Here is a 17028-nt window from a genome sequence, read left to right as displayed (position 1 = left end):
GTGGAGCGGGTTGACGCGCCAACCGCTGCGGGCGGACACCCCCCACCCCGTCCCCTTCCCGCCGTACGCGACTGCGGGTACGACCCCGTCCCGCCCGCGTGGGACACCGGCCCCCGCCGGTCGTACGCGGCTGTGGGCACGAGTACGGTCCGCCCGCGCGGGACACCAGTCCCCGCCGGCCGTACGCGACTGCGGGCACGAGTACGGTCCGCCCGCGCGGGACACCGGCCCCCGCCGGCCGTACGCGGCTGCGGGCACGAGTACGGTCCGCCCGCGCGGGACACCACCCCCCGCCCGCCGTACGCGACTGCGGGCACGAGTACGGTCCGCCCGCGCGGGACACCAGTCCCCGCCGGCCGTACGCGGGTGCGGGCACGAGTACGGTCCGCCCGCGCGGGACACCGGTCCCCGCCGGTCGTACGCGGGTGCGGGCGCGTGCCCATTCCTCGCGGGCGGCGCGGGCCGCATGCCCGCGCCGGGTTGCGCCACGCCCCCGCCCCTTCGCGTCAGTCCGCCAGATGCCGCTCCACCGTCGCGACCTTGGACGTCAGTCCGTCCGTCACGCCGGGCCGGATGTCGGCCTTCAGCACCAGGGAGACCCGCGGCGCCCTCGCCTCCACCGCCGCGACCGCGCGCTTGACGACGTCCATGACCTCGTCCCACTCGCCCTCGACGGACGTGAACATCGCGTCGGTACGGTTCGGCAGGCCCGATTCGCGGACCACCCGCACCGCGTCGGCCACGTACTCCCCCACGTCCTCGCCGACGCCCAGCGGCGTCACGGAGAAAGCGACGATCATGCGTTCACGACCCCTTCCTGGCGGGCGCGGGACGCGATCACCGCGTCCTCGGCCTCCCGCTTCAGCCGCCGCTCGGCGAAGAAGCCGCCGGTGGGCAGGACCGAGAGGACGAAGTAGAGGGCGCCGGTGCCCAGGGACCACTTGGCCCGGTTCCACGCGTCCGCCCAGAAGATCACGTACAGCACGAACAGGATGCCGTGGACCATGCCCATCACCGGCACGGCGTTGAAGTCGGTGGTGCGCTTCAGCACCGAGCAGACGAGCAGGAGGAGGAAGGAGATCGCCTCGGGTGCGGACACCAGGCGGAGGCGGCGGAGGGCTGCGGCGGTCTTGAGGTCCACGGGTGGTCACCTTCGGTGGGAGAGACGTCGACGATCATCTTGTGAACGTGCGCACAAGCGCTCCGCCATTGTGGCAAATCACCGGCGCGCCCGACCGGGCGGGGCGGGACTCGGTTACCTTCGCAGACGTGGCGATGTTCCGACTTCAGGGCAGCAAGGTGCTCGCCGTCGACATGACCGGAGACGCCGTCAAGGCGAAGAACGGCTCCATGGTCGCGTACGACGGGCAGATGAGCTTCAAGAAACTGAGTGGCGGGGGTGAGGGGCTGCGCGGGATGGTGACGCGGCGGCTCACCGGGGAGCAGATGACCGTGATGGAGGTGAAGGGGCACGGGACCTGCTGGTTCGCGGACCGGGCCTGCGAGATCAACCTGGTGGGACTGCGCGGGGAGAAGCTGTACGTGGAGTCCAGCAACTTCCTCGCGGCCGAGGCCGGGCTGCGGACGGGGACCGAGTTCACCGGGCTGCGGGGCGCCTCGCAGGGGAACGGGCTGTTCACGACGACCGTCGAGGGGCACGGCCAGGCGGCGATCATGTCGGACGGGCCGGCGGTGGTGCTGCGGGTGAGCGCGCAGTACCCGCTGACCGTCGATCCGGGGGCGTACGTCGCCCATCAGGGGAACCTGCGGCAGTCCTTCCAGTCGGGCGTGACGTTCCGCACGGTCATGGGGGAAGGCGGCGGGGAGGCCTTCCAGATCCGGTTCGAGGGGGACGGGCTGGTGTACGTCCAGCCCAGTGAGCGCAACACGATCGCGGGGGAGGTGTGACGTGGCGTTCCGGGAGATCAACGCGAAGGTGGTCGAGGCGACCGTGATGCCGGGGCAGCGGCTGTTCAGTCAGCGGGGGGCGATGCTGGCGTACCGGGGGGACGTCTCGTTCACGCCCAATGTGCGCGGCGGGCAGGGCGGGGTCATGTCGATGATCGGGCGGCGGGTCGCGAACGAGGACACGCCGCTGATGACCGTGGAAGGCGACGGGACCGTGCTGTTCGGGCACGGCGGGCACCATGTGCAGGTGATCCGGTTGTCCGGGGACACGCTGTACGTGGAGGCGGACCGGCTGCTGGCCTTCGAGGGGTCGCTGGAGCAGGGGACCGTGTTCCTGGGGGCCCAGGGCGGGGTCATGGGCATGGTGCGGGGGCAGGTCAGCGGGCAGGGGCTGTTCACCACCTCGCTCAAGGGGCACGGGGCCGTGGCCGTCATGGCGCACGGCGGTGTGATCGAGCTGCCGATCGCGCCGGGGCGGCCCGTCCACGTCGATCCGCAGGCCTACGTCGCCCATCACGGTGACGTGCGCAACCGGCTGTCCACGGCGCTGGGGTGGCGGGACATGGTGGGGCGCGGGTCCGGTGAGGCGTTCCAGCTGGAGCTGAGCGGGAGCGGCGCGGTGTACGTGCAGGCCTCGGAGGAGAAGCTGTGAGCACTGTTCATCACGACCCGGTGACACTGCCGGTCGACGACAACGTCAACCCGTACACCTTCTGCGTGGAACTGGCGGGGAGCCAGTGGTTCCTGCAGAAGGGGAAGATGATCGCCTACTACGGGGCGATCGAGTTCAACGGGATCGGACACGGGCGGCTGGACCGGCTGGTGCGGACGTCGTTCCATTCGCCTTTGCACGCCGGTGACTGGGTGGTGGCGGAGGGGTCGGGGAAGATGCTCCTCGCCGACCGGGCCTTCGATGTGAACTCCTTCGACCTGGAGGACGGGAACCTGACCATTCGCTCGGGCAACCTGCTCGCTTTTCAGCCAAGTCTGGCGCTCAAGCAGTCGATCGTGCCCGGGTTCCTGACACTGATCGGCACGGGCAAGTTCGTGGCCGCGTCGAACGGGCCGGTGGTGTTCATGGAACCGCCGCTCCGGGTGGACCCGCAGGCGCTGGTGGGGTGGGCCGACTGCCCCTCGCCGTGCCACCACTACGACCACGGGTACATGACCGGGCTGCTGGGCGGTCTACGTGCGATGACGGGTCTGGGCGGGGCCTCCGGGGAGGAGCACCAGTTCGAGTTCGTGGGAGCGGGGACGGTGCTGCTCCAGTCGAGCGAGGCGCTGATGGCGGAGCAGCCGACCGGGGTGACGCCGCAGGAGCCCGGGGTGCCGGGCGGCGGGGGGCACGGGCCCCAGGGGGCGGCGCCCGGGACACCGCGCCTTCCCGGACAGCTCGGAGACCTCCAGCGTCGCTTCGGGCTGTGAGCGGTACCCTGCGGAGGGTGACGTCGAACGCGTGCGCACCGCCGCTTGACCACTCTTACTAGTTCGCCTTTCAACTTTTTAGGTAGACTTCATCCATGGAGACCGAGACGGCCACCCGCTGGCTGACCGATGCGGAGCAGTCCGCCTGGCGCACCCACCTGGAGGTCAACAAGCTGCTGACCTACCAGCTCGAAAAGGACCTGCAGCCGTTCGGCCTGACAATGAACGACTACGAGATCCTGGTGAACCTCTCCGAGTCACCGGACGTGCGGATGCGGATGAGCGACCTCGCCACCGCCACCCTCCAGTCCAAGAGCCGCCTCTCGCACCAGATCACCCGCATGGAGAACGCCGATCTCGTGCGGCGGGAGAACTGCGAGTCCGACCGCCGGGGGCTGTACGCGGTGCTCACCGAGCACGGCACGGAGGTCATGCGGAAGGTCGCGCCGCACCATGTGTCGTCCGTGCGCAAGCACTTCATCGACCTGCTCTCCCCCGAGGCGCTGACCGAGCTGGACAAGGCGCTGCGGCCCGTCGCCGATCATCTGCGGGGGCAGCGCGGCCGTCCCTGAGGGCCGCTACGGGGCCGCGGGCAGGCGCAGTTCGAAGAGGGCGCCGCCCTGCGGGGCCCCGGTGACGGTGAGGGTGCCCTCGTGGCGCACGGCGACGTCCCGGGCGATGGCGAGGCCGAGACCGGCGCCCCCGTCGTCGCGGCTGCGGGCCGCGTCCAGGCGTACGAAGCGTTCGAAGATCCGGTCCCGGTCGGCGGCGGGGACGCCCTCGCCGTCGTCGGCGACCGCGAGCACGGCCGTGCCGCCCTCGCGCCGTACGGAGACCTCGACCGCGGAGCGGGCGTGCCGCTGGGCGTTGTCCAGCAGGTTGGCCAGTACCCGGCCCAGCTGGTTCGGTGAGCCCGCGACCGTCACCCGCTCGTCCGACCGCACGGTCACCCCGGTCCGCCCCCGCGCCTGCCGCCGGGCGAGCGCGGCCAGGTCCACCCGCGTGTCGGCCGGCCGCTCCCCCGCGTCCAGCCGGGCGAGCAGCAGCAGGTCGGCGGCGAGCCGCTGGAGCCGTACGGTGTCCTCGACGGCTCCGTCGACGTCCAGCAGCTCGGGGTGCGCGGCGCCCACTTCGAGCTGGGTGCGCAGGGACGCGATGGGGCTGCGCAGTTCGTGGGAGGCGTCCGCGACGAAACGGCGCTGGCGTTCGACCGAGGTCTGGAGGGCGGCCAGGGTCTCGTTGGTGGTCAGGGCGAGGCGGGCGACCTCGTCGTGGGTGTCCGGCACCGGCACGCGGCGGGCCAGGTCCTCGGAGGCGGTGATCGCGGCCATCTCGCGCCGGATGCCCTCGACCGGGCGCAGCGCGCGCCGGGTGACCAGCCAGGTGACGGCGGCGACGACGGCCGCCAGGCAGGGGAAGCCGATCAGCATCACGGTCAGCGCGGTGCGCACGGCGCCGTGCTCGGCGGAGAGCGGGGAGCCCGCGTACACGGTGAGGGTGCCGTGCTCCTCGGTCTCCACGGTGACGGCGGCGAAGCGGTAGTCCTCCGTGTCGCCGTCGATCGTCGCAAAGCCGTCGGTGACGGTCGTCTCCTGCCCGATCTCGCCGGCTTCCGGACCCGCGTCGTCCGCGTCGTCCGCGTCGTCCGCGTCGTCGGGGGCGGCCGGCGACGGGCTCGGGCGGACGTCGTCCACGCCGGTGCCGCTGATCCGTTCCAGGTCCTTGCCGGCGGCGACCAGGGTGCCGTCCTCGTCGACCACCTGCACCGGCCGGTCGTCGACGTCCAGCGACAGGTCGGCGTACGGGGTCCCGGCGGCGAGCTGGGCGGCGACCTGCCGCGCGGAGCGCTCGGCCGAGGTGCCGGCCTCGCCGAGCAGGTTCGAGCGCAGGGACAGCAGTACGGCGGTCCCGGCGGCGACCAGCGCCACGGCGACCACCAGGGTGGCGGCGAGCGTCGCGCGGGCCCGGACCGAGCCGAACAGGCGGCTCACCGTCCGGCCTCCAGCCGGTACCCGGCGCCGCGGACGGTCACGATGAGACCGGCGCCCAGCTTGCGCCGCAGGGCGCTGACGTACACCTCGACGATGTTGGGGTCGCCCTCGTAGGCGAAGTCCCACACGTGCTCCAGGATCTCTCCCTTGGAGACCACCTCGCCGGCCCGGACCACCAGCTGTTCCAGTACGGCGAACTCCCGCGCGGTCAGCGTCACCTCCTCGCCGCGAAGGAGGACGCGGCGGGCGGCCGTGTCGACCCTCAGCTCCCCGTGGACGTGCACCGGGGAGGCGCCGGGCCCCTGCCGCCTGCGCAGCAGCGCCTTGATCCGGGCGACGAGGACGATGTACGAGAAGGGCTTGGTGAGGTAGTCGTCCGCGCCCGTGTCCAGCCCCTCCGCCTCGTCGTACTCGCCGTCCTTGGCGGTCAGCATCAGGATCGGCACCTCGTGGCCTGCGGCGCGCAGGGCGGCGCAGACGCGGTAGCCGTTCAGACCGGGCAGCATGATGTCGAGGATCAGGAGGTCGTACGGGGTCTGCGTGGCCCGGTGCAGCCCCTCCCGGCCGTCGTGGACCACGTCCACGGCGTACCCCTCGGCCGTCAGGCCCTTGGCCAGCGACAGGGCCAGCCGCTTCTCGTCCTCCACGATCAACAGGCGCATGGGTGAAGGGTCGCAAAAGGCTCCTGAAGATTCCTTCAGGAGCCTTCAGGTTCCTCTCAGCGCCGGTCCGTGACAGTGAGGCCACGTCAGGGGAGAACGAACCGACCCGGGAGGAACTTCTCATGAAGCGCAACATCGTCATCGCCGCCGTCACGGCCGCCGCGCTGATCGGCGGGGGCACGGTCACGGCGTTCGCGATCGGCGGGGAGAGCGGGACCGGCGGGGCGAGCAGGACGAGCGGGGGCGGCCAGGGGGCCGTGTCGCGGACCGCGGCGGACGCCCGGGCGGCCGGTACGGAGGTGACGGCGGCCCGGGCGATCGCCGCCGCCCTCAAGGACACCCCCGGTACGGCCGTCTCCGCCGAGCTGGACGACGAGGACGGCGCGGACGGGGCGGCCTCGTGGGACGTCGGCGTCCTGGCCGGTGACGGCACCTGGCACAGCGTCCGGATCGACCCCGCCGGCGGGTCGGTCACCGGCTCCCGCGCCGACGACCGGGACGAGGACGACGACGAGGACGACGCCGGCGAGGTGCGAGCGGCGCTGAAGGGCGGCTCCGTCACCGCCGCCGAAGCCGCGGCGGCCGTGGCCGGCAAGGGCACGGTGACCTCCGTCGACCTGGACGACGACGGCCGGGAGAAGGGCTGGGAGGTCGAGACGCGCGACTCGGGCGCGGGTGAGCGCGAGTGGCGGGTCGACCTGGGCTCGGGCAAGGTCACCGCGGACCGCGACGACGACACCTCCGACGGCTCCGACGGCTCCGACGGCTCCGACGGTGAGGGTCACTCCGACGACGACTGACGGCCACGGCGGTGGGGGCGGAGGGCGGAGGTCGGGCGCGGGCTTCGGCGAGGGCGCGGAACTTCCCGTCGGCCCGCCGGCCCGCCTCCGGCCCGCCGTCTCCTCCTCAGCCCGCCGGCCCCTCCGTCAGTCCCGCCACCAGCTCGTCCGCCGCCCGGTACGGGTCCAGCTCCCCCGCCATGATCCGTTCCGCCAGCGCTCCCAGGCGCCGGTCACCGCGCAGGTCGCCGATGCGCTCCCGCAGGGCCGTCACCGCGATCGTCTCCACCTCGCGGGCGGCCCGGGTCCGTCGCCGCTCGGTGAGCAGGCCCCGCTCCTCCATCCACGCCCGGTGCTTCTCCAGCGCCTCGACGACCTCGTCGGTCCCCTCCCCGCGGGCCGCGACCGTCTTGACGACGGGCGGGCGCCAGTCGCCGGGGGCGCGGGACCCGCCGAGGCCCAGCATGTGGTTCAGCTCGCGCGCGGTGGCGTCCGCCCCGTCGCGGTCGGCCTTGTTGACCACGTACACGTCGCCGATCTCCAGGATCCCGGCCTTGGCGGCCTGGATGCCGTCGCCCATGCCGGGGGCGAGCAGGACCACGGACGTGTCGGCCTGGGAGGCGATCTCCACCTCCGACTGGCCGACGCCGACCGTCTCGACGAGGATCACGTCGCAACCCGCCGCGTCCAGCACGCGGATCGCCTGCGGGGCGGCCCAGGCGAGGCCGCCGAGGTGGCCGCGGGTCGCCATGGAGCGGATGTAGACGCCGGGGTCGCAGGCGTGGTCGCCCATCCGCACCCGGTCGCCGAGCAGGGCGCCGCCGGAGAAGGGGGACGACGGGTCGACGGCCAGGACGCCGACCCGCTTGCCCTGCCTGCGGTACGCCGTCACCAGCGCCGAGGTCGACGTGGACTTGCCGACGCCCGGCGATCCGGTCAGGCCGACCACGTAGGCCCCGCCGGTCAGCGGGGCCAGGGCCGCCATGACCTCGCGGAGCTGCCCGGACGCCCCCTCCACCAGGGAGATGAGCCGGGCCACGGCACGGGGCCGGCCCTCCCTGGCCTGGGCCACCAGTGCGGGGACGTCCTGCATGCGCACAGCTCCCTCCGGACGCGGTCAGGCCCTGGGTACCCGGACGATCAGCGCGTCACCCTGACCGCCGCCGCCGCACAGCGCCGCCGCTCCGGTGCCGCCGCCGCGCCGCTTCAGCTCCAGCGCCAGGTGCAGGACGAGGCGGGCGCCGGACATGCCGATGGGGTGACCGAGGGCGATGGCGCCACCGTTCACGTTCACCTTTTCGGTGGAGACGCCGAGGTCCTTCATTGACTGCGCGGCGACCGCCGCGAACGCCTCGTTGATCTCGATCAGGTCGAGGTCGGAGACGTCCAGGCCTTCCTTGCCGAGCGCGTGCCGGATCGCGTTCGCCGGCTGCGACTGCAAAGAGTTGTCCGGTCCGGCCACATTGCCGTGGGCGCCGATCTCGGCCAGCCAGTCCAGGCCCAGCTCCTCGGCCCTGGCCCGGCTCATCACGACCACGGCCGCCGCGCCGTCGGAGATCTGCGAGGACGAACCCGCCGTGATCGTGCCGTCCGCGGCGAAGGCGGGGCGCAGCCGGCCGAGCGACTCGACGGTGGTGTCGGGGCGGATGCCCTCGTCCGTGGCGCACAGCACCGGGCCGCCCTTGCGCTGGGGAACCTCCACCGGCGTGATCTCGGCCTCGAAGATCCCGTTCTTCTGGGCCGCCGCCGCCCGCTGGTGGGAGAGCGCGGCGATCTCGTCCTGCTCGGCGCGGGTCAGGCCGAGGCGGGTGTTGTGCTTCTCGGTGGACTCGCCCATCGCGATGTTCTCGAAGGAGTCGGTCAGACCGTCGTACGCCATCGCGTCGACCATCTGGACCGCGCCGTACTTGAAGCCCTCGCGGGACTTCGGCAGCAGGTGCGGGGCGTTGGTCATGGACTCCTGGCCGCCGGCCACGACGACGTCGAACTCGCCGGCCCGGATCAGCTGGTCGGCCAGGGCGATGGCGTCGAGGCCGGAGAGGCAGACCTTGTTGACGGTGAGCGCCGGGACGTTCATCGGGATGCCGGCCTTGACGGCGGCCTGGCGGGCCGGGATCTGTCCGGCACCCGCCTGGAGCACCTGGCCCATGATCACGTACTGGACCTGGTCACCGCCGATCCCCGCGCGGTCGAGGGCGGCCTTGATCGCGAAGCCGCCGAGGTCGGCCCCGGAGAAGGACTTCAGTGAGCCGAGCAGACGGCCCATGGGGGTGCGCGCACCCGCGACGATCACAGAACTGTTCGGAGTGGAAGCCATGAGCTGCGATCCCCTTACCGGCCCGCACGGCCGAGGAGTGAACGAGGGTTTACCCGAAAGTACCGAGCGGTATGCCACCCGTCATCGGGCCGTCGGTGTGATCGCGCGCACGTTGCGTAACCGCCCGTACGGCGCTCCACTGAACCCATGCTGACGCGAATCGACCACATCGGAATCGCCTGTCACGATCTCGACGCGACCGTCGAGTTCTACCGGACCACCTACGGCTTCGAGGTGTTCCACACCGAGGTGAACGAGGAGCAGGGCGTGCGCGAGGCCATGCTCAAGATCAACGATACGTCGGACGGCGGCTCCTCGTACCTCCAGCTGCTGGAACCGGTCCGGGAGGACTCCGCGGTCGGCAAATGGCTGGCCAAGAACGGGGAGGGCGTGCATCACATCGCCTTCGGCACGGCGGACGTCGACGGGGACGCGGCGGAGATCCGGGAGAAGGGCGTCCGCGTGCTGTACGACGAGCCGCGACGCGGTTCGATGGGCTCGCGGATCACCTTCCTGCATCCGAAGGACTGTCATGGCGTACTCACAGAACTGGTCACATCGGCGGCTGTTGAGTCACCTGAGCACTGACCTTCGTACATAGGGGCCGGTAGGGTTGGGTGCGGTCGCCGCTCGATCCAGGGTGACCCGGTCCCGCCGGCGACGGTGGGACCGTAGCCGGGGTCCGGGTTTCGGGGGACGTGCGCCGGGGCAGCAGCACATGCTCCGTCGTTGATCTGACACCATTCCCCGGGGGCCCCGTCCGGCGGACGGCCGGGGTTCGTTCGGAGAGTGTTGCGACCAGGGGACGGATGGGACCGCGCAGTGCGGGGCTACGAGAGCCAGGAGCGAGAGCCGGCGGCTGACGTCGACCACCTCTCTCGGTTCGAGGCCGAGATGAAGCGGCTGAAGACCGAGCGGGAAAAGGCGATCCAGCACGCCGAGGACCTCGGCTACCAGGTCGAGGTGCTGCGCGCCAAGCTGCACGAGGCGCGGCGCACCATCATGTCCCGGCCCGCCTTCGACGGCGGTGATCTCGGGTACCGAGCCGAGCAGTTGCTGCGCGACGCGCAGGTGCAGGCCGACCAGATCCGGGCGGACGCCGAGCGGGAATTGAGTCAGGCCCGCGCGCAGACCCAGCGCATCCTCCAGGAGCACGCCGAGCAGGCGGCCCGGCTCCAGGCGGAGCTGCACCAGGAGGCGGTCAACCGGCGCCAGCAGCTCGACCAGGAGCTGGCCGAGCGCCGGCAGACCGTCGAGAGCCACGTCAACGAGAACGTGGCGTGGGCCGAGCAGCTGCGCGCCCGCACCGAGCAGCAGGCCCGCCGGCTCCTCGACGAGTCCCGGGCCGAGGCCGAGCAGGCCATGAGCGCCGCCCGCGCGGAGGCCGAGCGGCTGACCGCCGAGGCCCGGCAGCGGCTGCGCACCGAGGCCGAGGCCGCGCGCGCGGAGGCCGAGCAACTGCTGCGCCGCGCCCGCGCGGACGCCGAGCGGCTGCTGAACACGGCCGCGGGCCAGGCCCAGGAGGCCACCGACCACGCCGAGCGGCTGCGCAGCACCACCGCCGCCGAGTCCGAGGCGGCCCGCCGCCGCGCCCAGGAGCTGAGCCGGGCCGCCGAGCAGCGGATGGCCGAGGCCGAGGAGGCCCTGCGCAAGGCGCGGAGCGAGGCCCAGAAGGTGCTCACCGAGGCCGAGGAGGCCGCCGCCAAGGCCCTGGCGAGCGCCGAGGCGGCCAACGAGACGCGGACCCGGACGGCGAAGGAGCAGGTCGCCCGGCTGGTCGGCGAGGCCACCAAGGAGGCCGAGGCCACCAAGGAGGAGGCCGAGCAGCTCGTCGCGGACGCCCGCGCGGAGGCCGAGAAGATCGTCGCCGAGGCCGCCGAGAAGGCCCGCACGATCACCGCCGAGGAGACCGCGAGCCAGCTCTCCAAGGCGGCCCGGACCGCCGAGGAGGTGCTCAACAAGGCGTCCGAGGAGGCCAAGCGGACCACCAGGGCCGCCACCGAGGAGGCCGAGCGGATCCGCACCGAGGCCGAGGCCGAGGCGGACCGGCTGCGCGCCGAGGCGCACGACATCGCCGAGGAGCTCAAGGGCGCGGCGAAGGACGACACCAAGGAGTACCGGGCCAAGACGGTCGAGCTCCAGGAGGAGGCGCGGCGGCTGCGCGGCGAGGCCGAGCAGCTGCGCGCCGACGCGGTCGCCGAGGGCGAGAAGATCCGCGCCGAGGCCCGCAAGGAGGCCGTCCAGCAGATCGAGGAGGCGGCCAAGTCCGCCGAGGAGCTGCTCGCCAAGGCCAAGGCGGACGCCGAGGAGCTGCGGCAGACCGCGACCACGGACAGCGAGAAGGTCCGCACCGAGGCGATCGAGCGGGCCACGACGCTGCGCCGGCAGGCCGAGGAGACCCTGGAGCGCACGCGCGCGGAGGCCGAGCGGCACCGCGCGGAGGCCGCCGAGGCGGCCGAGGGACTGCGGGCGGACGCCGAGCGGGCCGTCGCCGAGCTGCGCGAGGAGGCCGAGCGGGGCGTCGAGGCCCGCAGGGCGGAGGCCGCCGAGGAGCTGACCCGGCTCCAGACGGAGGCCGAGGAGCGCCTCACCGCCGCCGAGCAGGCGCTGACCGAGGCCCGCGAGGAGGCCGGGCGGATCCGCCGGGAGGCCGCCGAGGAGGCCGAGCGGCAGCGTGCCGAGGCCGCCGAGCGGATCCGTACGCTCCAGCAGCAGGCCGAGGAGGAGGCCGAGCGGCTGCGCACCGAGGCCGCGGCCGACGCCTCCGCCTCCCGCGCGGAGGGCGAGGCCGTCGCCGTACGCCTGCGGTCCGAGGCGGCGAGCGAGGCCGAGCGGCTGAAGTCGGAGGCGCAGGAGAGCGCCGACCGGGTGCGGGCGGAGGCGCAGAGCGCCGCCGAGCGGATCGCCGCCGAGGCGTCCGAGACGCTGGCCGCCGCCCAGGAGGAGGCCGCCCGGCGCCGCCGCGAGGCGGAGGAGCTGCTCGGCGCGGCCCGTGCGGAGGCCGGGCAGGAGCGCGAGCGGGCCCGGGAGCAGAGCGAGGAGCTGCTGGCCTCGGCGCGCACCCGCGTGGAGGAGGCGCAGGCCGAGGCGGTCCGGCTGGTCGAGGAGGCGGACCGGCGGGCCACCGAGATGGTGTCGGCGGCCGAGCAGCACGCGGCCCAGGTACGGGACTCCGTGGCGGGGCTGCACGAGCAGGCCCAGGAGGAGATCACCGGGCTGCGCAGCGCCGCCGAGCACGCGGCGGACCGTACCCGGCGCGAGGCCGAGCAGGAGGCGGACCGGGTCCGCGCCGACGCCTACGCCGAGCGGGAGCGGGCCGGTGAGGACGCGACCCGGCTGCGGCGCGAGGCGCAGGAGGAGACGGAGGCCGCCAAGGCGCTCGCCGAGCGCACCGTGTCCGAGGCGATCACCGAGGCCGACCGCATCCGCGCGGACGTCGCCGAGCACGCCCAGCGGGTGCGCACCGAGGCGTCGGACACCATCGCCGAGGCCGAGCAGAGCGCGGCGCGCACCCGGGCGGACGCCCGTGAGGACGCCAACCGCATCCGGTCCGACGCGGCGACGCAGGCGGACACCCTCATCACCGAGGCCCGCTCCGAGGCCGAGCGGCTGACCACGGAGACGGTGGCGGAGACGGACCGGCTGCGCGCCGAGACGGTCGCCGAGACCGACCGGATGCGCGCCGAGGCGTCGGCGGCGCTCACCGAGGCCGAGGAGGCCGCGACCCGCGCCCGCACCGAGGCCCGGGAGGACGCCAACCGGCTGCGCCAGGACGCGGCGGAGCAGGCGGACCGCCTGATCACCGAGGCCCGCTCCGAGGCCGAGCGGCTGACCACGGAGACCCTCGACGACACCGATCGGCTGCGCACCGAGACGGTCGCGGAGGCCGAGCGGGTCCGCACGGAGGCGCTGGCCGAGGCCGAGCGGGTGCGGGGCGAGGCCGCCGCCCAGGCCGACCAGGTGCTCGCGGACGCCGTCGGCGAGGCGGAGCGGCTGCGCGCCGAGGCCGCCGAGACGGTGGGCTCCGCGCAGCAGCACGCCGAGCGGATCCGCGCCGAGGCCCAGCGGGTCAGGACCCGGGCGGAGGAGGAGGCCGAGCGGGTGACGACGGCCGCCCGCGAGGAGGCCGAGCGCGCCCTGGACGAGGCCCGCAAGGAGGCCAACAAGCGGCGCTCGGAGGCGGCCGAGCAGGTCGACAAGCTCATCACGGAGACCACGGCCGAGGCGGACAAGCTGCTCGCCGAGGCCCGGCAGCAGGCGCAGAAGACCACCGCGGAGGCGGAGGGGCGGGCCGACACGATGGTCGGCGCGGCCCGCGCCGAGGCCGACCGGATCGTGGCCGAGGCGACGGTCGAGGGCAACACCCGGGTGGAGAAGGCCCGTACCGACGCCGACGAGCTGCTGGTCGGCGCCCGCCGGGACGCCACCGCCATCCGGGAGCGCGCCGAGGAGCTGCGCGACCGGCTCACCGGTGAGATCGAGGAACTGCACGAGCGGGCGCGGCGCGAGGCCGCCGAGACCATGAAGTCGGCCGGCGACCGCTGCGACGCGCTGGTCAAGGCCGCCGAGGAGCAGCTCGCCAAGGCCGAGGCGAAGGCCAAGGAGATCGTCTCGGAGGCCAACTCGGAGGCGGGCAAGGTCCGTATCGCCGCGGTGAAGAAGGCCGAGGGGCTGCTGAAGGAGGCCGAGCAGAAGAAGGCCAAGCTGGTGAAGGAGGCCGAGGAGCTGAAGGCCGAGGCGGTCCGCGAGGCCCGCCGCACGGTCGAGGAGGGCAAGCGCGAACTGGAGGTCCTGGTCCGGCGCCGCGAGGACATCAACGCGGAGATCTCCCGGGTGCAGGACGTGCTGGAGGCGCTGGAGTCCTTCGAGGCACCGGTCGCGGGCAAGGACGCCGGGGTCAAGGCCGGAGCGGCGGTCGGAGCCCCTCGTTCCGGTGGAAAGTCGTCGGACGGGTAGCGTTGAGGGTGGCTCCGGTGTGTCCTGAGGTCTTTGGTCGACACTCTCGGCTAGAGCTTTGACCAAAACTTGAGCGAGGCATCGGCGTGTCCGCCACGCAAAAGAGGTGTCATTCTCCAGATCAAACACGCATCCGCTCGATTACACACCGCGTTGGCCCCTAGGATTCCACCTATCACCTCACCGGTCTCATTCGACAGGAACCCCATGAGCGACACTTCCCCCTACGGCTTCGAGCTTGTGCGGCGTGGGTACGACCGCGCTCAGGTGGACGAACGAATCTCCAAGCTCGTCTCCGACCGTGACAGCGCTCTCGCCCGCATCACCGCTCTGGAAAAGCGCATCGAGGAGCTTCACCTCGAGACCCAGAACGCCCAGGCCCAGGTCTCCGACGCCGAGCCGTCGTACGCCGGGCTCGGCGCGCGGGTCGAGAAGATCCTGCGGCTCGCCGAGGAAGAGGCGAAGGAGCTGCGCGAGGAGGCCCGGCGCGCGGCGGAGCAGCACCGCGAGCTGGCCGAGTCGGCGGCCCAGCAGGTGCGCAACGACGCCGAGTCGTACGCGTCCGACCGCAAGGCCAAGGCGGAGGACGAGGGCGTCCGGATCGTCGAGAAGGCCAAGAGCGACGCCTCGCAGCTGCGCGCCGAGGCCCAGAAGGACGCGCAGTCCAAGCGCGAGGAGGCCGAGGCCCTCTTCGAGGAGACCCGCGCCAAGGCCGCCCAGGCCGCCGCCGACTTCGAGACCAACCTCGCCAAGCGCCGCGAGCAGTCCGAGCGCGACCTGGCCTCCCGTCAGGCCAAGGCCGAGAAGCGCCTCGCGGAGATCGAGCACCGCGCGGAGCAGCTCCGCCTGGAGGCGGAGAAGCTGCGCACGGACGCCGAGCGCCGCGCCCGGCAGACCGTGGAGACGGCGCAGCGCCAGGCCGAGGACATCGTGGCCGACGCCAACGCCAAGGCCGACCGCATCCGTTCGGAGTCCGAGCGCGAGCTGGCCGCCCTCACCAACCGCCGCGACTCGATCAACGCCCAGCTCACCAACGTGCGCGAGATGCTGGCGACCCTCACGGGTGCCGCCGTGGCCGCCGCCGGCACGCCGTCCGACGACGACTCCATCTCCCGCGGGGTGCCCGCCCAGCAGTCCCGCTGACGTCCACACCCGGGTCGGACCATTGACGTAGCCCTCTGCCACTGGGGTGGCAGAGGGCTACGCCGCGTTCTAGCGTGGGCGGCATGATCGAGCTGACGGGGCTGACCAAGCGGTACGGCGAGAAGGTGGCGGTCGACGACCTGACCTTCACCGTCCGGCCGGGGATCATCACGGGTTTCCTCGGCCCCAACGGCGCGGGCAAGTCGACGACCATGCGGATGGTCCTGGGCCTGGACCGGCCCACCGCCGGGGACGTCCGGATCGACGGCGTCCACTACGACCAGCTCAGGAACCCGCTGACGTACATCGGCGCGCTGCTGGACGCCAAGGCGATGCACGGCGGGCGCAGCGCCTACCACCACCTGCTCTGCCTGGCGCAGGCCAACGGGATCCCGGCCCGGCGGGTGCACGAGGTGCTGGACACGGTGGGCCTGACGGCGGTGGCGAAGAAGAAGGCCAAGGGGTTCTCGCTCGGCATGGGGCAGCGGCTCGGCATCGCGGGCGCGCTCCTCGGCGACCCGCGCATCCTGATGTTCGACGAGCCGGTCAACGGCCTCGACCCCGAGGGCATCCACTGGATCCGGAACCTGATGAAGACCCTGGCCGCGCAGGGGCGGACCGTCTTCGTGTCGAGCCACCTGATGAGCGAGATGGCGCTGACCGCGGACCACCTGGTCGTCATCGGGCAGGGCCGGCTGCTGGCCGACACCTCGATGGACCGGTTCATCGCCGAGAACTCGCGCTCCTACGTCCGGATCCGCAGCCCGCAGCGGGAGCGGCTGCTGGACGTGCTCGCCGCGGCCGGGATCACCCCCGCGCGGACCACGGACGAGGCGCTGGAGGTGGACGGCGACAAGTCCGAGGCGATCGGCGAGCTGGCCGCGCGCCACCAGGTCGTGCTGCACGAGCTGAGTCCCCGGCAGGCATCCCTGGAGGAGGCGTTCATGCGGTTGACGGCGGAGTCGGTGGAGTACCACGCGCACGACGGGCGGCCGCCCGCACAGCGGCAGCCGCAGCAGCGGGCCTGGGGCGGCGACTGGAGGAAGGGATGAGCGCGGCGGTGACGCAGGTGGTCCGCTCGGAGTGGACCAAGATCCGGTCGGTGGCGTCCACCGTGTGGACGCTGGGGCTGGCCGTGGTCGTCACCATCGCCCTCGGCATGCTGATCTCGGCGCTGACGAAGAGCCGGTTCGACGACATGAGCCGGCAGAACCAGCTCGCCTTCGACCCGACGTTCATCAGCTTCGCCGGCATGAGCCTGGGGCAGCTGGCGATGATCGTGTTCGGGGTGCTGGTGGTGGCCAACGAGTACAGCAGCGGCATGATCCGCACCTCGCTGGCCGCCGTCCCGCAGCGCGGCACCTTCCTGACCAGCAAGATCGTGGTCGCCACCCTGCTCGCCCTGGTGGTCTCCATGGCCACCAGCTTCGCCTCCTTCTTCCTGGGGCAGGCGATGCTGGGCGACCTGAGGGCGTCCATCGGCGACGACGGGGTGCTGCGCGCGGTGATCGGCGGCGGCCTCTACATGACGCTGATCGCGATGTTCTCGATGGGCGTCGCGGCGATGCTGCGCTCGCCGATGCTGTCGCTGGGCGTCCTGATGCCGTTCTTCTTCCTGATCTCCAACATCCTGGGCAACGTCGACGTGACCAAGAAGGTCGGGCAGTTCCTGCCGGACCAGGCCGGCAACAAGATCATGCAAGTGGTCCCGCCGCCCGACGACGACACCCCCTACGGCCCGTGGGGCGGTCTGGGCATCATGGTGCTCTGGGTGGTCGCGGCCCTCGTCGGCGGATACACGGTGCTGAAGCGGCGGGACGCCTGAGGAGCGACCGCGGGGCGATGTG

16 protein-coding genes are annotated in these 17028 nt (G+C 72.8%); 10 read left to right on the top strand and 6 right to left on the bottom strand.

Annotation, left to right across the window (positions count from 1 at the left end; genetic code table 11):
* Positions 1 to 506: 506 nt before the first annotated feature.
* Both ACY1JF_RS19340 and ACY1JF_RS19335 read right to left on the bottom strand, forming a co-directional pair.
* Entirely contained in the window at positions 507 to 800 is a 294-nt protein-coding gene (locus ACY1JF_RS19340) for an MTH1187 family thiamine-binding protein (protein WP_062717650.1), read from the bottom strand.
* Positions 797 to 1141, bottom strand: coding sequence for a DUF3817 domain-containing protein (locus ACY1JF_RS19335; RefSeq protein WP_462706398.1), 345 nt, complete (start codon positions 1139 to 1141; stop codon positions 797 to 799). The genes ACY1JF_RS19340 and ACY1JF_RS19335 overlap by 4 nt, the downstream gene beginning before the upstream one ends.
* Before the next feature lie 134 nt (positions 1142 to 1275).
* On the opposite strand from ACY1JF_RS19335, the gene ACY1JF_RS19330 reads away from it, so the two are divergent.
* From ACY1JF_RS19330 to ACY1JF_RS19315, 4 genes are all read left to right on the top strand, one after another.
* Positions 1276 to 1908, top strand: coding sequence for an AIM24 family protein (locus ACY1JF_RS19330; RefSeq protein WP_462706401.1), 633 nt, complete (start codon positions 1276 to 1278; stop codon positions 1906 to 1908).
* Between the two features lies 1 nt (position 1909).
* Positions 1910 to 2560, top strand: coding sequence for an AIM24 family protein (locus ACY1JF_RS19325; protein WP_462706397.1), 651 nt, complete (start codon positions 1910 to 1912; stop codon positions 2558 to 2560).
* Positions 2557 to 3333 (top strand): AIM24 family protein, encoded by a 777-nt coding sequence (locus tag ACY1JF_RS19320; RefSeq protein WP_462706396.1) that lies wholly within the window; start codon positions 2557 to 2559, stop codon positions 3331 to 3333. The genes ACY1JF_RS19325 and ACY1JF_RS19320 overlap by 4 nt, the downstream gene beginning before the upstream one ends.
* Before the next feature lie 95 nt (positions 3334 to 3428).
* Positions 3429 to 3905 (top strand): MarR family winged helix-turn-helix transcriptional regulator, encoded by a 477-nt coding sequence (locus ACY1JF_RS19315; protein WP_462706395.1) that lies wholly within the window; start codon positions 3429 to 3431, stop codon positions 3903 to 3905.
* A gap of 6 nt (positions 3906 to 3911) precedes the next feature.
* Here ACY1JF_RS19315 and ACY1JF_RS19310 read toward each other — a convergent pair whose 3' ends face one another.
* Together ACY1JF_RS19310 and ACY1JF_RS19305 are read right to left on the bottom strand one after the other, a co-directional pair.
* Complete coding sequence (locus ACY1JF_RS19310) at positions 3912 to 5324, bottom strand: sensor histidine kinase (protein ID WP_462706394.1); 1413 nt, start codon at positions 5322 to 5324, stop codon at positions 3912 to 3914.
* A complete protein-coding gene (locus ACY1JF_RS19305) occupies positions 5321 to 5986 on the bottom strand; it encodes a response regulator transcription factor (RefSeq protein WP_462706393.1) in 666 nt (221 codons plus the stop codon). Before ACY1JF_RS19305 ends, ACY1JF_RS19310 begins: the two co-directional genes overlap by 4 nt.
* Before the next feature lie 122 nt (positions 5987 to 6108).
* Here ACY1JF_RS19305 and ACY1JF_RS19300 point away from each other — a divergent pair, with 122 nt between their 5' ends.
* On the top strand, positions 6109 to 6786 hold the full coding sequence (locus ACY1JF_RS19300; RefSeq protein ID WP_462706392.1) for a PepSY domain-containing protein: 678 nt from the start codon (positions 6109 to 6111) through the stop codon (positions 6784 to 6786).
* Positions 6787 to 6892: 106 nt separating this feature from the next.
* On the opposite strand, the gene meaB is transcribed toward ACY1JF_RS19300, so the two are convergent.
* Both meaB and ACY1JF_RS19290 read right to left on the bottom strand, forming a co-directional pair.
* Positions 6893 to 7858 carry a methylmalonyl Co-A mutase-associated GTPase MeaB gene (gene meaB, locus ACY1JF_RS19295; RefSeq protein ID WP_462706391.1) on the bottom strand — a complete coding sequence of 322 codons (966 nt, stop codon included), beginning with the start codon at positions 7856 to 7858 and terminating at the stop codon, positions 6893 to 6895.
* Positions 7859 to 7882: 24 nt separating this feature from the next.
* Positions 7883 to 9082, bottom strand: a complete 1200-nt coding sequence (locus ACY1JF_RS19290) for an acetyl-CoA C-acetyltransferase (protein ID WP_462706390.1) — start codon at positions 9080 to 9082, stop codon at positions 7883 to 7885.
* Positions 9083 to 9229: 147 nt separating this feature from the next.
* Here ACY1JF_RS19290 and mce point away from each other — a divergent pair, with 147 nt between their 5' ends.
* From mce to ACY1JF_RS19265, 5 genes are all read left to right on the top strand, one after another.
* A complete protein-coding gene (mce, locus tag ACY1JF_RS19285) occupies positions 9230 to 9670 on the top strand; it encodes a methylmalonyl-CoA epimerase (protein WP_462706389.1) in 441 nt (146 codons plus the stop codon).
* 234 nt (positions 9671 to 9904) lie between these two features.
* Positions 9905 to 14038: a polarized growth protein Scy gene (gene scy, locus ACY1JF_RS19280; protein ID WP_462706388.1), complete on the top strand. Its 4134-nt coding sequence runs from the start codon at positions 9905 to 9907 to the stop codon at positions 14036 to 14038.
* 207 nt (positions 14039 to 14245) lie between these two features.
* Complete coding sequence (locus ACY1JF_RS19275; protein ID WP_462706387.1) at positions 14246 to 15181, top strand: cellulose-binding protein; 936 nt, start codon at positions 14246 to 14248, stop codon at positions 15179 to 15181.
* A gap of 83 nt (positions 15182 to 15264) precedes the next feature.
* Complete coding sequence (locus tag ACY1JF_RS19270; RefSeq protein ID WP_462706386.1) at positions 15265 to 16233, top strand: ABC transporter ATP-binding protein; 969 nt, start codon at positions 15265 to 15267, stop codon at positions 16231 to 16233.
* Positions 16230 to 17006 (top strand): ABC transporter permease subunit, encoded by a 777-nt coding sequence (locus ACY1JF_RS19265; RefSeq protein WP_462706385.1) that lies wholly within the window; start codon positions 16230 to 16232, stop codon positions 17004 to 17006. The genes ACY1JF_RS19270 and ACY1JF_RS19265 overlap by 4 nt, the downstream gene beginning before the upstream one ends.
* Positions 17007 to 17028 lie beyond the last annotated feature (22 nt).

The sequence above is a fragment of the Streptomyces sp. SYSU D01066-1 genome, assembly GCF_054956795.1.
This window is presented reverse-complemented; position numbering and strand designations above follow the sequence as displayed.

Coding starts and splice junctions, on each gene's coding strand:
- ACY1JF_RS19300 (WP_462706392.1), top strand. CDS start 6,109: ATGAAGCGCAACATCGTCATCGCCGCCGTCACGGCCGCCGCGCTGATC.
- ACY1JF_RS19305 (WP_462706393.1), bottom strand. CDS start 5,986: ATGCGCCTGTTGATCGTGGAGGACGAGAAGCGGCTGGCCCTGTCGCTG.
- ACY1JF_RS19270 (WP_462706386.1), top strand. CDS start 15,265: ATGATCGAGCTGACGGGGCTGACCAAGCGGTACGGCGAGAAGGTGGCG.
- ACY1JF_RS19265 (WP_462706385.1), top strand. CDS start 16,230: ATGAGCGCGGCGGTGACGCAGGTGGTCCGCTCGGAGTGGACCAAGATC.
- ACY1JF_RS19340 (WP_062717650.1), bottom strand. CDS start 800: ATGATCGTCGCTTTCTCCGTGACGCCGCTGGGCGTCGGCGAGGACGTG.
- ACY1JF_RS19275 (WP_462706387.1), top strand. CDS start 14,246: ATGAGCGACACTTCCCCCTACGGCTTCGAGCTTGTGCGGCGTGGGTAC.
- ACY1JF_RS19315 (WP_462706395.1), top strand. CDS start 3,429: ATGGAGACCGAGACGGCCACCCGCTGGCTGACCGATGCGGAGCAGTCC.
- ACY1JF_RS19330 (WP_462706401.1), top strand. CDS start 1,276: ATGTTCCGACTTCAGGGCAGCAAGGTGCTCGCCGTCGACATGACCGGA.
- mce (WP_462706389.1), top strand. CDS start 9,230: ATGCTGACGCGAATCGACCACATCGGAATCGCCTGTCACGATCTCGAC.
- meaB (WP_462706391.1), bottom strand. CDS start 7,858: ATGCAGGACGTCCCCGCACTGGTGGCCCAGGCCAGGGAGGGCCGGCCC.
- ACY1JF_RS19290 (WP_462706390.1), bottom strand. CDS start 9,082: ATGGCTTCCACTCCGAACAGTTCTGTGATCGTCGCGGGTGCGCGCACC.